The organism is Streptomyces phaeoluteigriseus (assembly GCF_001896135.2).
GTDB lineage: Bacteria > Actinomycetota > Actinomycetes > Streptomycetales > Streptomycetaceae > Streptomyces > Streptomyces phaeoluteigriseus.
On the sequence record NZ_MPOH02000014.1, the window covers coordinates 80,062 to 96,073 of the forward strand.

The window sequence follows — 16,012 nt, forward strand, 5'->3', positions numbered from 1 at the left end:
AGAGCGGATCGTCGGCGACGCCGTCCCGATCCAGCTGTTCTCTCAGGGTCTCGCAGCGTCTGTGGGGCCGCAACCCGGTGTCCACAGCGCCGAGTCCGCCGCCTTCACGCACGCCAGCAGCACCGCGAGGGTCCAGCGGCGACGCAGGACGAACCGCCGTGACCGCGCTCACCCGCCTCGTGGTTCTCCCGGCCGCAGGTGTCCACGGCGCCGGTCGGTCCAGCCGCCGACCGAATGGTCACCGATGCCGGGACGGCGTCGGACACCACCCACGACCGTCGGACACCACCCACGACCGTCGGACACCACCCACGACCTGGCCGGATCGTCCCGAGGCGTTTCGACAGACCTACACTGTGCGGGGAGAACGCGACGGGGGACGGGGCGGGTTGTGGGCATGGGTGTGAGCAATGCGACGGACGGCGAGTCCGCCCTGATCTCGGCGGTTCGGGTCGGGGACACCGCCCTGGTGAAGAGCCTCCTGCAAGAGGACAGTGATCCCGGTGTGCGGGAGGCCGCGTTCTGTCTCGCTGTTCGCACGTACGCCGGGCATATCGCCCAGCTGCTCCTCCAGTACGGCGCGGATGCCGGCCAATGCGGGCCGGACGAGCTGTTGCCGCTGCGCGAGGCGGTCGAATCGGGGTCGCCCGCGCTGGTCGAGGCGCTCCTGGACCACCGGATACGGGGCAGGTATCCCGCGTCCGAGCTGCTGGAGATGCGGGACCTCGCGCGCCACCGGCACGAGGTGGGGGCCGGAGCCGAACTGCGGCGTCGTACGGGCTCAAAGGAAGCGCTCGTCCGGACCCGGGTCCAGGACGACGAGTACTACCACGTCGACGAACTCACCCTCGGGGGGACGTCGGTGCGGGACGGACACGCGGCGATCCTCACGGACCTGGAGGAACTGCTCGGTATCCGCGCCTCGTTCGAGGAGCTGATGGCACGCGCCTTGCACCACCACCAGGACCACACCGCGTGGGGCCGGGCCACCATCCTGCTGGCGCACCGACGCGACCAGGACACCTGGGCGGCTGCCGCGGCTCTGCGTACGCATCCCGGGCCGTCGCACAGGTTGTTCGGTGCCGAGGTGCTGAGACTGACCCATCTCTTCGACGACAGTGACGCGGATGCGTTCGCCGACCCTGCCCTGGACATCTTCACCGACTGGTCGAGGAAGGAGACGGACGTCGCCGTCCTCACCGAGGTGCTGACCGCGCTCGGAGAGCACGCCGATGCGCGCGCCGACGAGGCTCTCCTGGCCCATGCCGGCCACCCCGACGGCGCGGTACGACGCACGGTGGCAGCCGGACTCGGCACCTGGAGCGAACTCCCCGGCTCTTCCGACGGTGTTCGTGAGGCGCTTCTGGTGCTGATGACGGACGCGGACACGGCGGTACGCCGGGAGGCCTGCTTCACGGTCGGACGGAGCAGGGACCGCGCTCCCGTACTCGCCGAGGCGATGGCCGCGCTGCTGGGCGACGAGGACCGTCAGGTACAGGTCGCCGCCGTGATGGGGCTGGCCCTGCACGACGACGAGCGGTGCGTGGAAGCGGCCCGCCGACTCGGCCCGCAGCAGTCCGGCGTCCTTGCCGAGGAGCACCATCTTGACGCGGTGTGGCGCTACGAGTGGCGCCGCGACGGCCGCTGACCCCATCAGGGGGCCACGCTCGCGTCGAAGTCCCCTGCGTCGCGGGAGGCGTACTTCGCCGGTCGGACACCGGGCAAGGGCGTCAGGGAGTGCAGGGCGTGGCGAGGGGCCTGCGGCGAGGAGCCGAACACGGCCGGCATCCCGACCAGGAGCAGACCCCCGGTGGCAGCCAGCGCCCCACCGGCGGGCGCGAGGACCAGGACACCCCAGGACGGTGCCGCTGTGAGCGCATGACACCGACGACGGGGGAGAGGAGGCCCGCGCGTCCCCAGCAGCATGGCGGCCGTATGACCCGGCCCCAGTCCGACCGGCAGCAGCGCGCCGAGGCCGGTCGTCGCCAGCCTCAGGGCGATGCGTTGCTGTTCGTGCGAGTTCGCCCCAGGACGGCCGAGTGCGAGGATTCCCCCCAGGACGGGCCGAGTGCGAGGGTACGTATCCGACCAGTACCGTCATGTCTGCTTTCCCTCCCAGGCACTACCAGGAACTCCGGGCATCCTCAGCGCTCTCGAACACCTCGCTCACGCAGCGGACGTGCGACGAACCGCCGCACCAGCGGCCAGACGAGAACCAGCACGATCACCGTGTAGACCGCGTAGGACACGGGTCCGCCCACCAGTCCCGACAGTTCGCCGCCGGACAGTTGCAGGGAGCGCCGTCCCTGCAGTTCGGCACGCGGGCCGAGGATGACGCCGAGGATCAGTGGCAGCACCGGCAGTCCGAACCGTCGCATCGCGAATCCGAGGAGTCCCAGAATCAGCAGCAGGAACAGGTCCAGGGGCTGCGCGTTGACGGCGTAGGCGCCCATCGACGCGAAGAACAGGATGCCCGCGTACAGATAGGGACGCGGAATGCGCAGCAGTCTCGCCCAGGTCGGCGCCAGCGGCAGATTCAGCAGGAGCAGCAGGAGATTGCCGACGAACAGGCTGGCGATCAGTACCCAGACCAGACTGGCCTCCCGCTCGAACAGCAGCGGACCGGGCTGGATGCCGTACGACTGGAAGGCCGCCAGCATGACCGCCGCGGTGGCGTTCGTCGGCAGCCCGAGGGCCAGCATCGGGACCAGTGTGCCCGCCGCGGAGGCGTTGTTCGCCGCCTCGGGCCCGGCCACACCCTCGATCGCCCCCTTGCCGAACTCCTCCGGGTGCTTGGTCAGCCGCTTCTCCGTCGCGTACGACAGGAAGGTCGGGATCTCCGCGCCGCCGGCCGGAAGCGCACCGAACGGGAAGCCGAACGCGGTACCCCTCAGCCAGGGCTTCCAGGACCGCTTCCAGTCCTTCCTCCCCATCCACGGCCTGCCGACCGGGACGACCTCGACGGGCCTGCGCCGCAGGTGTGCGGCCACCCACAGCGCCTCGCCGACGGCGAAGACGGCGACGGCGACGACGACCACGTCGATGCCGTCGGCCAGCTGAGGGACGCCCAGCGTGAGCCGTTGCTGTCCGGACACCGCGTCGATGCCGACCAGGCCGATCGTCAGGCCCATCAGCAGCGAGACCAGACCGCGGATGCGTGAGGCGCCCAGCACGGACGTGACCGCGATGAAGGAGAGCAGCATCAGGGCGAAGTAGTCCGGCGCGCCCAGGCCGATCGCGAAGTCCACCACGATCGGGGTGACCAGCACCAGCAGCAGGGTGCCGATCGTGCCCGCCACGAAGGAACCGATCGCGGCGGTGGCGAGCGCCTGCGCCGCCCGGCCGGCCTTGGCCATCTTGTTGCCCTCGATGGCCGTCACCACCGAGGAAGACTCGCCGGGGGTGTTCAGCAGGATGGAGGTGGTCGATCCGCCGTACATGCCGCCGTAGAAGATGCCGGCGAACATGATGAACGCCTGTACCGGTTCCATGCCGTAGGTGATGGGCAGCAGCAGGGCCACGGTCATCGCCGGGCCGATGCCCGGCAGCACACCCACCGCGGTGCCGACCAGGACGCCGATCAGCGCCAGCAGCAGGTTCATCGGGGCTATGACGTCCTCGAAGCCCTGCAGGAGGTTGTTCAGGTTGTCCATCACAGGATTCCTTGCAGCACACCGGCCGGGAGGTTCACACCGAGCCCGATCGCGAAGGCGTAGAACGTGGTGAGGGACAGCGTCACCGCGATCAGCAGATTGCGTACGTGGTGCCGGTTCCCGAGGGCGAAGGCCGTTCCCCAGAACAGCAGTGCGCCGCTGATAACCCAGCCGAGCCGTTCGATCAGCACCGCGTTCACCACGAACGCGCCGATCAGCAGCAGCACCGTGCGCCAGTCGATGCCCCGCGACAGGTCGACGTCCTCGCCGGCCTCCGGTTCACCGTGACCGCCCCGGGCCACATCGACCGCGTACAGCACCGCGACCAGCAGGAGCAGTGCGCCCAGGAGCGAGGGGACCGCGCGCGGTCCCACCGGGTCGGTGCTGCTGGTGACGTGCGGGATCCCGAGCCCGTCCACGAGCACCGCGGTGCCCAGCAGGGCGAGGAACGCGCACACACCGTACTGTGCGCGGTCCTTGCCCTGCGGCGGACGGGCGTCCTCGACGCTCCGTTCGTCGGTCGGGGAGGTCATGCCAGTCCGAGCTCTGTCAGCAGGTGGGCGACGGACTTGTCCTGCTCCTTCAGGAAGGAGCCGAACTCGTCGCCGGTGACGAAGGCGTCGGTCCAGCCGCGCTTGGTCAGCTCCGACTTCCACTGCTCCGAGTCGTGCATCTCGGTCAGGGAGTCGATCCAGGTCTTCTTCTGCTCGTCGGTGATCCCGGGAGGGGCGACGATGCCGCGCCAGTTGGTGAAGACCAGATCGATGCCGGAACTCCTGAGCGTGGGGGCGTCCTGCACGGCGTCGATGGGCTCCGCGCTGGTCACCGCCAGCACCCGCAGCTGCCCCGCCTCGATCTGGTCGAGGAACTCGCCGAATCCGCTGGCACCGAAGGCGACCTTGTCGCCCAGGACGGCGGGCAGCAGCTCGCCTCCGCCGTCGTATCCGACGTAGTTGACCTTCTTCGGTTCGATGCCGACGGCCTTCGCCAACTGCATGGGAAGCAGATGGTCCGGCCCGCCCGGTGACGAACCGCCGCCCACGGCCACCTTCCTCGGGTCCTTCTTCCAGGCGGTGACGAGATCGTCGATCGTCTTGTACGGGGAGTCCTTCGACACCACGATCGCGCCCGCCTCCTCGATCAGCTTGGCGATCGGCGTGGTGTCGGTGAGCGTCGCCGCCGACTTCGAGGTGTACGCGGCTCCGACGACGCCCAGCCCCATCTGCATGGCGAGCTTGCCGTTGCCCTTCTCGTTCACCAGGCGCTGCAGGCCCACGGTGCCGCCGGCCCCGGGCAGGTTGTAGACCTGCACCCCGGACGCCACCTCGGCATCCTGCATCACCTGGGCGACGGTCCGGGCGGTGACGTCGTACCCACTGCCCGGGGTGTTCGGCACCATCATCCGAAGACCGGTGACGGGCTTGCCGCTCCCGCTTCCACCCCCGGATTCCTCCTTCTGCGCGGTGGCGCCGCAGGCGCTCACGGCGAGCATCGACACGGTGGCAAGAGCGCCGAGAAATGCGGCTCTGCGAGTTCTCATGGCTCATCTCTTTCGCTCGGGCGAGTCCGGCGCCATGATTGTGCGGTTCCGCGGACAGCCCGTCTGCCTTGTGTGGGCATTGAAGGTTGAGTTCATAGTGGTCGTTACGTCACGCCGCCACACACTCGCCGGTGAGCTGCTGGTATTGCAGCTCGCCATCGTGGTGCTGGTGCTCGCCGCGGTCGCCGCGGTCTCGCTGGCGCAGTCGAAGGCGACGTTCGACCGGGTCGAGGGACGCCGGGTGACCGCCCTCGCCGAGGAGATGGCCGGAAACCCACTGCTGCGCACCCAGCTCCTCCGTCCCGCGCCCGCCGAGACCCTCGCGCCGCTGCTGCAGACCAGGCTGACCCAGTCGAACGTCACCTCCGTCACGGTCGCCGACGAACACGGCGAGATCGTCGCCGCCACCAATCCCACCCTGGTCGGGACGCGGCTGCCGGTGGACGGGCCCGGCGTCGCGAAGGCACGCGGCTGGTCGGGGGAGCTGCCGGTGGACGGGGTCCGTGAACTGGTCGCCCAGGTCCCGGTGCTCCGCGACGACGAGAACCACATCGGCGAGCACCTCGGTACGGTCATGATCGGACGGGCCTCACCGACGGTATGGCAGCGGCTCAGCGGCGCCTCGTCGTATCTGCTCGCCTACCTCGGCATCGCCAGCGTGCTCGGGGTCGCCGGATCATGGCTGCTGGCCCGGCGGATCAAGCGCCAGACCCTCGGTCTCGAACCACGCGAGATCGCGGGCCTCGCCGAGCACCGGGAGGCGATGCTGTTCGGGATCGCCGAGGGCGTGATCGCGCTCGACCCGCAGCTACGGCTCACGCTGGTCAACGAGGTCGGTCACAGACTGCTCGACCTTCCCGAGGGCTGCGTCGGGATGAGCCTGGCCGACCTGGGGATCGAGGGCAGGCTGTACGACGTCCTGGCCGGGACCGGCGGTGAGCACGGTGCCGAGCGGCGTGACGAGGTGGTGGTGAGGCGGGGGCGGGTGCTGGTGATGAACCGGATGGACGTCACCAAGGACGGCCGTCGGCTCGGTTCGGTGACGACGCTGCGGGACCGTACCGAGCTGGCCCAGCTCGAACGCGAACTGGGCTCGTTCCGCAGCAGCACCGAACTGCTGCGCGCGCAGGCCCACGAGTTCTCCAACCAGCTGCACACCATTTCCGGGCTCATCCAGATCGGCGAGCACGACGAGGTCGTACGTTATGTCCGCGCCCTGCGAAAGCACCGTGAGTCGCTCGACCTGACGCTCACCAGCCGGGTCCGCGACCGGGCCGTCGCCGCGCTGCTCATGGCCAAGTCCGCGCTGGCGGCGGAGCGCAGGGTCCAGCTGCGGATCTCGGAACTCACGGCCCTGGACCGCCTGGAGCCGACGGACTCCGCGGACGTGGCGACGGTGCTCGGCAATCTCGTCGACAACGCCCTCGACGCCGCCGCGGCCCCGGAGCACGCGGACGACGCCTGGGTCGAGGTCGAGCTGCGCCAGGACACATCGAGCGTGGAGATCGTGGTGCGTGACTCGGGCCCGGGCGTGGCGCCCGAGCTGGCGCAGGAGGTGTTCTCCCGCGGCTTCACCACAAAGGCCGCGCAGGGCGGCGATCGGGGTATCGGCCTGGCGCTCACCCGGCTGGTCTGCACGCGCAGAGGCGGTGAGGTGTCGGTGGCGCACACACAGCCCGGCGCCACGTTCACCGCCCGGATGTCCGTGGGTCAGCGCACCGATCGTGAGACGGAGGAAGTCCGGTGATCGACGTACTGGTTGTCGAGGACGACTTCATGGTGGCGCGGATCCACCGCGGATTCGTCGACGGTGTCGAGGGCTTCCGCGTGGTCGGATCGGCGGACTGCGGGGAGAAGGCGCTCGCCGCCGCCGCCGAGCTGCAACCCGACCTGGTGCTGCTCGACCTCTATCTGCCCGACATATTCGGACTGGACGTCATCCCCGGACTGCGGATGGTGGCCCAGGACTGCGATGTGCTGGTGATCAGCGCCGCCCGCGAGGCAGAGGCGGTCCGGGGCGCCGTCCGCCAGGGCGTGGTCGACTACCTTCTGAAGCCCTTCGACGCCGACGACCTCAGGGACCGGCTGGAACACTACAGCGCCCGGCGCGGCAATCTGCACGCCGCCGTGGTCAGCGGGCAGGCCGACGTGGACCGCGCGCTGGGGCGGGCGGCGGCATCGACGCTGACGTCCGCTCTGCCGAAGGGCATGAGCGTGGAGACCGCGGAGCTGGTCCGACGCGCACTGCGCGCGGCTGACGGAACGCTGTCCGCGGCCGAGTGCGCGACGAAGGTCGGCATCTCGCGCGTCAGCGCGCGCCGCTACCTCGAATACCTCAGTGTCACGGGCCAGGCGGAGGTGTCGCTGCGCTACGGGCAGGCGGGCCGCCCCGAGCGCCGCTACCACTGGCAGGCCCGATGAGGAGCAGGCGGGGAGGGCGGGGGAGGGCGTGGACGGTCAACTACTTCCCGAGGGAAATCGGTCCTCCGTCAGGGCGGAGCGGTTCACCGTTGGCGGGCACCGGGGGTGGGACAAGGCCCCGTTGTGAACCTCGCCCCACCCCCGGTGTTCCGCCACTGTCAGCGTCTGCGGCCCGACCAACCACTCCCGATCCCCGCGACGTGCAGGGCCAGGAGCATCAGGCCGAGCAGCATGACGTTCGAGGAAGTGAACACATCGTTCGTCGAGATCTCGGCAGCGTTGATCAGGAACGCGATGAAGAAGAGTACTGCTGCGGCTATACCAAGCATGGAGCGGTTCCTCTCGAAAGGGTGAGGCCCGTATGCCCCCGTATCCCTTCGGCAAGCCTCGGCCTGTCAGAGGGAATTGCTGCTGTCCGTCGTCCGGTGCCTGTCCTGGACGGGACCGTCGGACTGTCGGACTGCGGGGTGCCGATAGCGGGCTTCAGTGATCCGGTCGGGGGTGCACGGCGCCCCGGGTGCCCGGGTGCCCGGGTGTCCGGTTCGCCGGAGGCTCGGCCCCGGGGAGAACGGGCCTATGCCGGGGCCGTATCCGTGTCCGAGTCCGTGGAAGTCGTCCGGCGGTTGGTGAACCGGTGCCACCAGTGGCGGCGTCGGGGGTGCACCGCGCGGCCCAGCCGGAGGCCGATCAGAAGGTAACCCAACAGTGCGCCCGTGGTGTTGAGCAGAACGTCGTCGACGTCGAAGGCGCGCCCGGTGATGAGGGCGCCCTGGACGAGTTCGACGAGGATCATCACAAGAGCGGTAGCCGCCGCTACGCGGAGCAGTCCTCGCGTTCGGGGCACCAGTACCGGCAGCAGCACACCGAACGGTATCCCCATCACGATGTTGCCGCCGAGCTGCTTGACCGTGTCACGGGACAAGGGCTGTGCGAGGTAGGCGCGGATGGAGTCACCGGGGCGCAGGTTGCTGTGCGTCAGCTGCACGGAAGCCGCCGAGGGTTCCAGGGTCAGCCGGGCCAGCACCACCGCGAAGGCCACCGCCCCGGCGAAGGCCAACATCATGGCCAGCACCCGGCCGAGCGTGGTCAGGGGAGGTTCTCCGGGGACCCGGTCCCCTGGAGTCCTCGCCGTCTTCTCACGCAAAAACATCCGCGCCATTACGAACTCCCAGCCACCATTGGTTCTGCTTGGACGTTCTGAGTACCCGAGTTGAAGCGGCGCACTTCGCGGCCGCTCCCGCCGGGTCCGTTTCGTGTGCCGGACAGGTTGGCTCGTCGCGACCTTGGCGGACAGCAGCTACCGACGGGGCAACCCTGAGTGTGTCATGCCCGGTCGGTATCGCCGGCGCAGCGCCCGGCTGGTACCGGGTGGTACGAGTCCTCTCGCGGCAGAGGGGTTCGCCCACGTCGTGGAGGTCGTTCTCCGGCCGAGACGGTGTGGGGTGGCGGGCGCCCCGTCGGAGCGAGCGGTCGGTGAGGGTGTGGATGCCTCCGTGGCGGTCCGCTGCTGCCGCTGCCGCTGCTGCCGGGGTGGCCGCGGTGTGCTCGTCCGTACTGGATCCTGCCGTGCGCCACCGCAGGGCCCGCTCCTCCGCACCCAGCTGGAGCCCCTCTCAGGCAAGGCCGAAGACGGCACGTCGTGGGGTGTGGACCGAGACCGGCGACGAGCCCTCGGTCACGACCATTGCCGACGGCGACACACCTCGCTATGTTAATCGAAAATCACATCGGTGAGACAAGGCGCGTCACGCCTTGGCCGCACAACTGGCAGGTCTGCGCAGGCATCTGAATCCATCTGGCCCATCAGGGAAGCAGGTAAGTCAATGGAGAACCTCAGCAGGCGAAAGGCTCTGTCGCTCGGCGTCGCACTCGGCCTCGTGGGCGTGGCGAACCCCGCCTGGGCGTCGACGGGCTCGGTGACCGGAGCCGCCACAGGGACCGGTCCCCAGTGGATCTGGGACGACGCGGCGGATCCCCTGATGGTTTCGATGCTCGACAACGGCCACGTGCCGGCGATCAACTCCGCCTGGGCGTCGTGGGTCAACAACAACGACCCGCTGCCCAGCGGACTGCCGGCCGAATTCGCCGCATACCTGCGGCAGGTCAACCGGCTGCCCTCCTGGGCCGACCCCGTCAAGCTGGCCCGCGCCGCGGACTTCAACCGGCGCAGGGACCTGTACCTCTTCATGCTGTACGGCCTCGGCGGCGGAATCATGAGCACCGTGATTCCGCGCGAGGCCAAGAGCGTCTACTGGTCCGCGGGCGGCGCCGACATGCAGGACCGCGCGGCCAAGACGTTCTCGTTCGGCTACGACCTGTCCCAGCTGGGAGCCTTCAAGCCGACGGGACAGTTCGTCGTCACGGCCAACAAGACGCGTGTGGTGCACGCCGCGGTGCGTCATCTGCTGCCGCAGTCGCCGCACTGGCGGGCGGTCGCCGACGAGACCGTCCCGATCAGCGCCGCCGACATCCTGGTCACCTTCCACAGCCTGGGCACGTACGTCCACCGCAAGCTGCTCGACTGGAGGATCCCGTTCCCGGCCGCGGACCGGGAGGCGTTCCTGCACTCGTGGCAGGTCGCGATCCACCTGCTCGGTGTGCCGTACGAGCACATCCCCCAGACCTGGGCTGCCGCCGAGAAGCAGGCGACACAGGTGCTCGACCCGATCCTCACTCCGTCGACCGAGGGCATCGCACTGGCCGAGGAACTGCTCGGCCTGACCGCACAGATCGACCTCGGCGTCACGCGCGGGTTCCTGAACGAGTTCGTGCGCTACGTCCTCAGCGACGAGGTCGGCGACTGGCTGGGACTGAAACGCGACTACGCGGCGGCGGCCCTGGTCCGCACCGCATGGCCGGCGTACATCCTGTTCCGTGAAGGGCTGTCGCCCGTCATGCCCGGCACCTTCTACATGGTCGACCAGTTCGTGCGCGCCCTGGCCATGCTGTTCCTCAACAAGGGTTCCTCCGGGACCACCACCCCCATCACGATCCCCACCGGAAACAGGGCGGCGGCCTGAGCCTTGGATCCGAGTTCACCCGCCCGCCCCGCGGCAGACGGGCCGAGGGGCGGGCACCGGGGTGACTCCCGCAGGGACCGCCGCACGGCGCGGCCCCTCGTCGCCGCCGGGTTGCCGGGGCCGTTCAGAGACCCAGAGCGCCCAGGACCAGAGCGGTCACGGCCTCGCGGTGGCCAGGACCGTCCTGCCACCGCAGTCTGCGTCCCGCCTCGACCACCACACCGAACCCCGCGTGCACCAGCACCCGGGCCTGGCGCGGGTCCAGCTCCGGACGGGCCTGCCGCAACTGCTGCTCCCAGACGGCGATGTGTTCGCGCTGCGCGAGGACCACGGGCCGCCGCAGGCCGGCCGGCAGGCCGGCCAGCTCGGCCTCGGCCACGCTGTTGAGGTCGGTGTATTCGAAGCTGTAGGCCACATACGTCGCTGCCAGCGCGACGATGGCGTCGTGCGGGCCGGCCACTTCGCGCAGACTCCGCTCCACGCCCTGGGTCAGCAGGCCCGCCGCCTGGAGGCATGCCGCCGCCAGGATGTCGATCTTGCCGGGGTAATGGCGGTAGAGCGCGGACGGGGTCAGTCCCACCGCCTCCGCGATCTGGCCGTTCGTGACGCTGGCGAATCCGTCCCGGGCGAACAGCGGGATGGAGGCCGCGAGGATCTCCGCGCGTCGCGTGCGCGGCACCGGCCGGGTTGGCAGCTCGACGGGGTGCGCGCCCGGCCGGCCCGCCGCGGGATCACTCGCGGCCACGCCCAGGGCGGAGGCGAGCAGCAGCTCCTCGGCCCGGCGTTGGGCTATGGAGGTGCGATGCATGGTGATGGACCCGATCGCGCCGAGAGCCGCCGTGGCCCGCAGGCGCTCGTCAGGCATGGGGTGCTCGCGCTGGACCGCTTCGTCGACCCGCTCGACGAGGCGACCGAACTTCGCCGCGAGACGCCGGCGGTCCTCGCGGTTGAGGTACCGGGCCTCCCATCGGTACACGCCGCCCGACGCGCGGTGGGCGACGGTGATCCGGGTGACGGCGGTGAGCACTTCCGTCAGAGCCGCCCCGGACGGCACCTCGTCGAGCGCGGCGACCAGTCCGTCCACCATGACGTCGGCGCACTCGGCGAACAGCGCGTACTTGTTCGGGAAGTGCCGGTACAGAGCGGCCGCGGAGATGCCCACACCGGCGGCGACCTCCTCCATGGAAGCCGTGTGGTAACCGCGCTCGCTGAAGACCCGTCCGGCCGCCTCGACGATGAGCTGCTTGCGGTTGCGGGGCCGAGCGGCCGTGGTCGGATCGCCGCTCGCGGACGAACGCGCTGATGGGGAGGCGGAGGCCATGCGATCAGTCAATCACACACCGTCAGGAGGCCGGCCTCCCTCGGAGCGGACGGCACACGGCGTGATTCCCGGATCACTTCCCGGGTGATTGCCTGTCCCGTGACGTGTGCGGCTCGCGCCTACTGTCGGCACGGCGGGCGGCGGGCGGCTGACGGCTGACGGCTGACGGCTCTCGGCTCTCGGCTGTCGGCAGGCGGCATTGTGCGGGCGGCTGCCGGTATCGCGGCGGGGAGACGCCGTCGGGCACCGCCGTTCCCCATGCCGGAGCGGCCGGTGTCAGGTGAAGGTGAGGACAGGCTTGACCACGCTGCCGTCCCCCATGGCGGCCACGGCCGCGTCGATGTCCTCGAACGGGAACGTGGTGACCAGCCGGTCGAGCGGGAAGAGGCCTCGCCTGTGCAGGCTGATCAGCTCGGGGAGGAAGCGGCCGGGGTCGGAGTCTCCCTCGATCACCCCGTGGACGCGGACGCCCTTGGCGAGCAGGCCCATCACCTCGAACGTCACCTCGCCGCCGAGGCCGAGGAGGGCGAGTTCGCCGCGCGGGCGCAGCGCCCCGACGGCCCGGCGGGCCATCTCCGGACGGCCGGTGGTCTCGACGACGTGGTGCGCACCACCGCCGGTGAGGTCGCGCAGCGCGGCCACCAGACCGTCCCCGGGGGCCAGGGCCGCCTCGGCGCCGAGCGCGGTGGCCAGGGCACGGCGGGAGGCGATCGGGTCGACGGCCACCACCGGATCGCAGCCCACGGCCACCGCGGCCATCAGCGCGCTCAGGCCGACCCCGCCCGCCCCCAGGACGACCAGCGAGGAACCCGGTTCGGGGCGCAGCCGGTTGAGCACGGTGCCCGCGCCCGTCTGGCCGCCGCAGCCCAGTGGCGCGACGACCGTGGCCGGCAGGTCGGATTCCACCTTGACCACACCGCGTTCGTGGACGACGGCGTGCGTGGCGAAGCTGGACTGGCCGAAGAAGCCGGCGCGGAGCGGTGTGCCGTCGAGAGAGAGCGGAGTGGTGCCGTCGTCGCGTCCACCCGAGAGGTTCCGGGCCCGCGCGGAGTGGCAGTAGGCCGGGTGGCCCGCCGCGCACTGCTCGCAGGCGCCGCAACTGGCGAAGGTGAGACAGACATGGTCCCCCGGCGCGATGCCGGTCACCTCCGCGCCCACCGCCTCGACCCGGCCGGCGCCCTCGTGGCCGAAGACCATCGGGGTGAGCCGCCGGGGCCAGGTGTCCCGCATCGTCAGGTCGGTGTGACAGATCCCGACCGCGGTCATCCGCACCAGCACCTCGTACGGCCGCGGGTCCTCGATGTCCGCGTCCCGGAGGGTGAACGGGGCGCCCGGCGCCTCGGTGACCGCGGCGCGGACGCGCCTCACGAGCCCTGTCCGGCCGATGGGCCCGGGGCCTGGAGAGCGCGCTCGAGGAAGAAGTAGTAGAAGGGGCCCTCCGCGGGGGTCCCCTTGGCGTTCATGATCCCCATCAGCGTGGTGTCGTCCACCCGCTTGAAGTGGTCGAGGACCGGCTGGCCGTCATAGACCATGGTGGCCGTGGCCTCGCCGCGGAACTCGACGGTCCACAGGCTGGCCTCGCCCTTGCCGAGTTCGAGGTTGGAGTACAGCTCGCCCGCGGCGTCGCGGCAGATCAGCGGCTTGACGTCGTGCACGGAGGTGAACGTCTTGCCGTACCAATTGGCCTTGGCCAGCATGCCGTTGAGGGGGTGGCCGGTGCGGAACTCGCCGCCCTTCCACTCACCGAGTATGTCCTCGGGGCGGACGGTGGCCAGCGCCGCCCAGATCTGGTCGAGTTCCGCAGGGCTGACCACGCCGTCCTTCTCCCGTAGCTCCTGGAAGCGGGCGCGGGCCTCGAGCACGTTCATGCGGGTGTCCTCTCGTCGGTGGTGACACGTCGGAGTTGCGATGTCGGGATGTCGTCGACGCGGGGTGCGTCGGGAAACACCGCCCCGACCGCCGCCGGTCGGCGGAGCCCGGAGGGAGCGCGGTGCCCCGCCGCGTCACCGGGAGGCGGGCGGAGCGGAATCCCTCGGGGCGGAGGTCCGCGCGAGGGAGGGGGGTCGGAGGGCGGAGTGCCGTGGGAACGGGAACGGAGGATCGCCGGTGACCGCGCCGGGGTGGCCCACGGTGGAGAGGCTCAGCAGTACGTGGCGTTCGGCCACCTCCTCGGCGGTGAGCGGGCCGTCCTCGCGGAACCAGTTGGCGACCCCCTGACACATGACGAGGACCGAACGCACCGCGTCGGCCGGGATCGGCGTGGTGAAGACGCCCTGGGCGCGGCCCGCCTCGACCGTGTTCAGCAGCATGTGCTCCAGATAGTCGCGCAGGGCGACGTAGCGCGCCCGGTTCTGGGGCTCCAGGCTGCGTATCTCGGTGTCCAGGAAGGCCAGTTGCCGACGGTGGGTCATGTAGAGCACGATCGACTCGACCATGCCACAGAACCGCGCCAGCGGATCGTCCCCGGCCTCCCCGGCCGCGGCTCGGCAGCGGTCCAGGACGTCCTTGATGGACGTCTCCAGCAGCGTGGCCAGCAGAGCCTGCTTGTTCTCGTAGTGGTAGTACAGCGCGGGCACGGTGACGCCGACCCGGCCGGCGATCTCCCGGACCGAAGTGCCGTGGTAGCCCTGCTCGTTGAAGGCGTTCATGGCGTGCATCAGGATCGGGTGCAGGTCGAGCCGTCCATAGGAGCGCCAGTGCTCCGCCGGTGGCGTGGTGTCCTGGCTCGGCTCGGTGTTCAACGGCTCTCCTCGGGACGGGCGGCGATCGACGACATCGTAGGGCCGTGAGCGCGAAACACCTCCTTGCGGCTGCTTAGCGATCGATCAGGAAACCTGGCGTTCGGCGTGCGTCGTGGTGTCACTTCCCCGACAGAGTCCTACAAAAACTGGTGCTGCAGGGGGAGTTGACCGACGGACGCCGCGCTCCTACGTTCTTAGCGAACGCTCAGTAAGTCTCCTATTGGAGGCGATGAGTCCGCCTCGCACCGAGAAGGGAATCCATGAGCCGGCACTCCACCGACCCTCCCGGCCGCGATGTGGCGGGTCCGCTGGACGGCGTACGCGTGGTCGAACTGGCGGGGATCGGTCCCGGTCCGTTCGCCGCGATGCTCCTCGCCGACCTGGGCGCCGACGTGGTGCGCGTCGACCGCCCCGGCCCCCGGCCGCTCGGCGGCGATCCCGCCCACGACGTGACCAACCGCAACAAGCGCTCCGTCCTGGTCGACCTCAAGTCACCCCGAGGGCCGGAAACGGTGAGGGCGTTGGCGGCGCGCGCCGAGATCCTGGTGGAGGGATACCGCCCCGGAGTCGCCGAGCGGCTCGGGGTCGGCCCCGAGCAGTGCATGGCCGCCAACCCCGCGCTGGTGTACGGCCGGATGACCGGCTGGGGCCAGCGGGGCCCCCTCGCCTCCTGGGCCGGACACGACATCGGCTACATCGCCACCGCCGGCACCCTGTCCATGATCGGCCCGCCGGACGGACCACCCGTCTTCCCCGTCAACCTGCTCGGCGACTACGCCGGCGGTTCCCTCTACCTGACCACCGGCGTCCTCGCCGCGCTGCTCACCGCCCGCGCCACCGGGCGCGGCCAGGTGGTGGACGCCGCGATCGTGGACGGCACCGCACACCTCACCGCCATGTTCTGGGGCATGCTCGCCGAGGGCACCTGGCAGGACGCCCGTGGCCGCAACCTTCTCGACGGCGGCTGTCCCCACTACGGCGTCTACGAGACCGCCGACGGCGGCTGGATGGCGGTCGGCGCCCTGGAACCGCAGTTCTACGCGGTCTTCGTGGGCATCCTGGGCCTGGGTGCCGAGGACCTCCCGGACCGCGCCGACCCGCGCAACTGGCCCGAGCTGCGAGCCGTGTTCAGCAACCGGTTCAAGAGCGCCACCCGCGAGGAGTGGACGGCCGTCTTCGAAGGCACCGACGCCTGCGTCGCACCCGTGCTCTCGCTGCGCGAGGCGGCCGGCCACCGGCACCTGACCGGACGCGGCACCTACACCGAGGCGTACGGCGTGACCCAGCCCCGCCCCCCGCCCCCCCGCTTCTCGGAC

At 70.5% G+C, this 16,012-nt stretch carries 14 protein-coding genes; 5 read left to right on the top strand and 9 right to left on the bottom strand.

Annotation, left to right across the window (positions count from 1 at the left end):
• Positions 1 to 397 precede the first annotated feature (397 nt).
• Positions 398 to 1,648 (top strand): HEAT repeat domain-containing protein, encoded by a 1,251-nt coding sequence (locus BM536_RS17695; protein ID WP_073492630.1) that lies wholly within the window; start codon positions 398 to 400, stop codon positions 1,646 to 1,648.
• A 496-nt stretch (positions 1,649 to 2,144) separates the two neighbouring features.
• Here BM536_RS17695 and BM536_RS17700 read toward each other — a convergent pair whose 3' ends face one another.
• Genes BM536_RS17700 through BM536_RS17710 form a run of 3 tightly spaced genes read right to left on the bottom strand, consistent with a single transcriptional unit; the run spans position 2,145 to position 5,145 of the window.
• Positions 2,145 to 3,653: a tripartite tricarboxylate transporter permease gene (locus BM536_RS17700; protein WP_073492632.1), complete on the bottom strand. Its 1,509-nt coding sequence runs from the start codon at positions 3,651 to 3,653 to the stop codon at positions 2,145 to 2,147.
• Positions 3,653 to 4,186 (bottom strand): tripartite tricarboxylate transporter TctB family protein, encoded by a 534-nt coding sequence (locus BM536_RS17705; protein WP_094103176.1) that lies wholly within the window; start codon positions 4,184 to 4,186, stop codon positions 3,653 to 3,655. Before BM536_RS17705 ends, BM536_RS17700 begins: the two co-directional genes overlap by 1 nt.
• Positions 4,183 to 5,145, bottom strand: a complete 963-nt coding sequence (locus BM536_RS17710) for a Bug family tripartite tricarboxylate transporter substrate binding protein (RefSeq protein WP_425444652.1) — start codon at positions 5,143 to 5,145, stop codon at positions 4,183 to 4,185. Before BM536_RS17710 ends, BM536_RS17705 begins: the two co-directional genes overlap by 4 nt.
• Positions 5,146 to 5,290: 145 nt before the next feature.
• Here BM536_RS17710 and BM536_RS17715 point away from each other — a divergent pair, with 145 nt between their 5' ends.
• Both BM536_RS17715 and BM536_RS17720 read left to right on the top strand, forming a co-directional pair.
• Entirely contained in the window at positions 5,291 to 6,940 is a 1,650-nt protein-coding gene (locus BM536_RS17715) for a sensor histidine kinase (RefSeq protein ID WP_073492637.1), read from the top strand.
• On the top strand, positions 6,937 to 7,614 hold the full coding sequence (locus tag BM536_RS17720) for a response regulator (protein WP_073492638.1): 678 nt from the start codon (positions 6,937 to 6,939) through the stop codon (positions 7,612 to 7,614). The genes BM536_RS17715 and BM536_RS17720 overlap by 4 nt, the downstream gene beginning before the upstream one ends.
• Positions 7,615 to 7,772: 158 nt before the next feature.
• Here the strand turns inward: BM536_RS17720 and BM536_RS17725 are convergent, their stop codons facing one another.
• Positions 7,773 to 7,943 carry a hypothetical protein gene (locus BM536_RS17725; RefSeq protein WP_094103177.1) on the bottom strand — a complete coding sequence of 57 codons (171 nt, stop codon included), beginning with the start codon at positions 7,941 to 7,943 and terminating at the stop codon, positions 7,773 to 7,775.
• 245 nt (positions 7,944 to 8,188) lie between these two features.
• Positions 8,189 to 8,773: a VanZ family protein gene (locus BM536_RS17730; RefSeq protein WP_425444649.1), complete on the bottom strand. Its 585-nt coding sequence runs from the start codon at positions 8,771 to 8,773 to the stop codon at positions 8,189 to 8,191.
• Between the two features lie 664 nt (positions 8,774 to 9,437).
• On the opposite strand from BM536_RS17730, the gene BM536_RS17735 reads away from it, so the two are divergent.
• The gene (locus BM536_RS17735; protein ID WP_073492639.1) at positions 9,438 to 10,634 is read left to right on the top strand and encodes an oxygenase MpaB family protein; all 1,197 of its coding nucleotides are present in this window, start codon (positions 9,438 to 9,440) and stop codon (positions 10,632 to 10,634) included.
• A 124-nt stretch (positions 10,635 to 10,758) separates the two neighbouring features.
• Here BM536_RS17735 and BM536_RS17740 read toward each other — a convergent pair whose 3' ends face one another.
• From BM536_RS17740 to BM536_RS17755, 4 genes are all read right to left on the bottom strand, one after another.
• Positions 10,759 to 11,955, bottom strand: coding sequence for a TetR/AcrR family transcriptional regulator (locus BM536_RS17740; RefSeq protein WP_073492640.1), 1,197 nt, complete (start codon positions 11,953 to 11,955; stop codon positions 10,759 to 10,761).
• A gap of 276 nt (positions 11,956 to 12,231) precedes the next feature.
• Entirely contained in the window at positions 12,232 to 13,323 is a 1,092-nt protein-coding gene (locus BM536_RS17745) for an NAD(P)-dependent alcohol dehydrogenase (protein WP_094103178.1), read from the bottom strand.
• Complete coding sequence (locus BM536_RS17750) at positions 13,320 to 13,823, bottom strand: DUF4334 domain-containing protein (protein ID WP_094103179.1); 504 nt, start codon at positions 13,821 to 13,823, stop codon at positions 13,320 to 13,322. Before BM536_RS17750 ends, BM536_RS17745 begins: the two co-directional genes overlap by 4 nt.
• 135 nt (positions 13,824 to 13,958) lie before the next feature.
• On the bottom strand, positions 13,959 to 14,696 hold the full coding sequence (locus tag BM536_RS17755) for a TetR/AcrR family transcriptional regulator (RefSeq protein ID WP_073492641.1): 738 nt from the start codon (positions 14,694 to 14,696) through the stop codon (positions 13,959 to 13,961).
• 260 nt (positions 14,697 to 14,956) lie between these two features.
• Here BM536_RS17755 and BM536_RS17760 point away from each other — a divergent pair.
• On the top strand, positions 14,957 to 16,012 hold a 1,056-nt coding region (locus BM536_RS17760), incomplete at its 3' end, for a CaiB/BaiF CoA transferase family protein (protein ID WP_094103180.1).

Bases quoted from the DNA above. Each gene is read 5' to 3' on its own strand.
- BM536_RS17725 (WP_094103177.1), bottom strand. From the start codon at position 7,943: ATGCTTGGTATAGCCGCAGCAGTACTCTTCTTCATCGCGTTCCTGATC.
- BM536_RS17735 (WP_073492639.1), top strand. From the start codon at position 9,438: ATGGAGAACCTCAGCAGGCGAAAGGCTCTGTCGCTCGGCGTCGCACTC.
- BM536_RS17705 (WP_094103176.1), bottom strand. From the start codon at position 4,186: ATGACCTCCCCGACCGACGAACGGAGCGTCGAGGACGCCCGTCCGCCG.
- BM536_RS17710 (WP_425444652.1), bottom strand. From the start codon at position 5,145: ATGCTCGCCGTGAGCGCCTGCGGCGCCACCGCGCAGAAGGAGGAATCC.
- BM536_RS17750 (WP_094103179.1), bottom strand. From the start codon at position 13,823: ATGAACGTGCTCGAGGCCCGCGCCCGCTTCCAGGAGCTACGGGAGAAG.
- BM536_RS17695 (WP_073492630.1), top strand. From the start codon at position 398: ATGGGTGTGAGCAATGCGACGGACGGCGAGTCCGCCCTGATCTCGGCG.
- BM536_RS17700 (WP_073492632.1), bottom strand. From the start codon at position 3,653: ATGGACAACCTGAACAACCTCCTGCAGGGCTTCGAGGACGTCATAGCC.
- BM536_RS17740 (WP_073492640.1), bottom strand. From the start codon at position 11,955: ATGGCCTCCGCCTCCCCATCAGCGCGTTCGTCCGCGAGCGGCGATCCG.
- BM536_RS17730 (WP_425444649.1), bottom strand. From the start codon at position 8,773: ATGGCGCGGATGTTTTTGCGTGAGAAGACGGCGAGGACTCCAGGGGAC.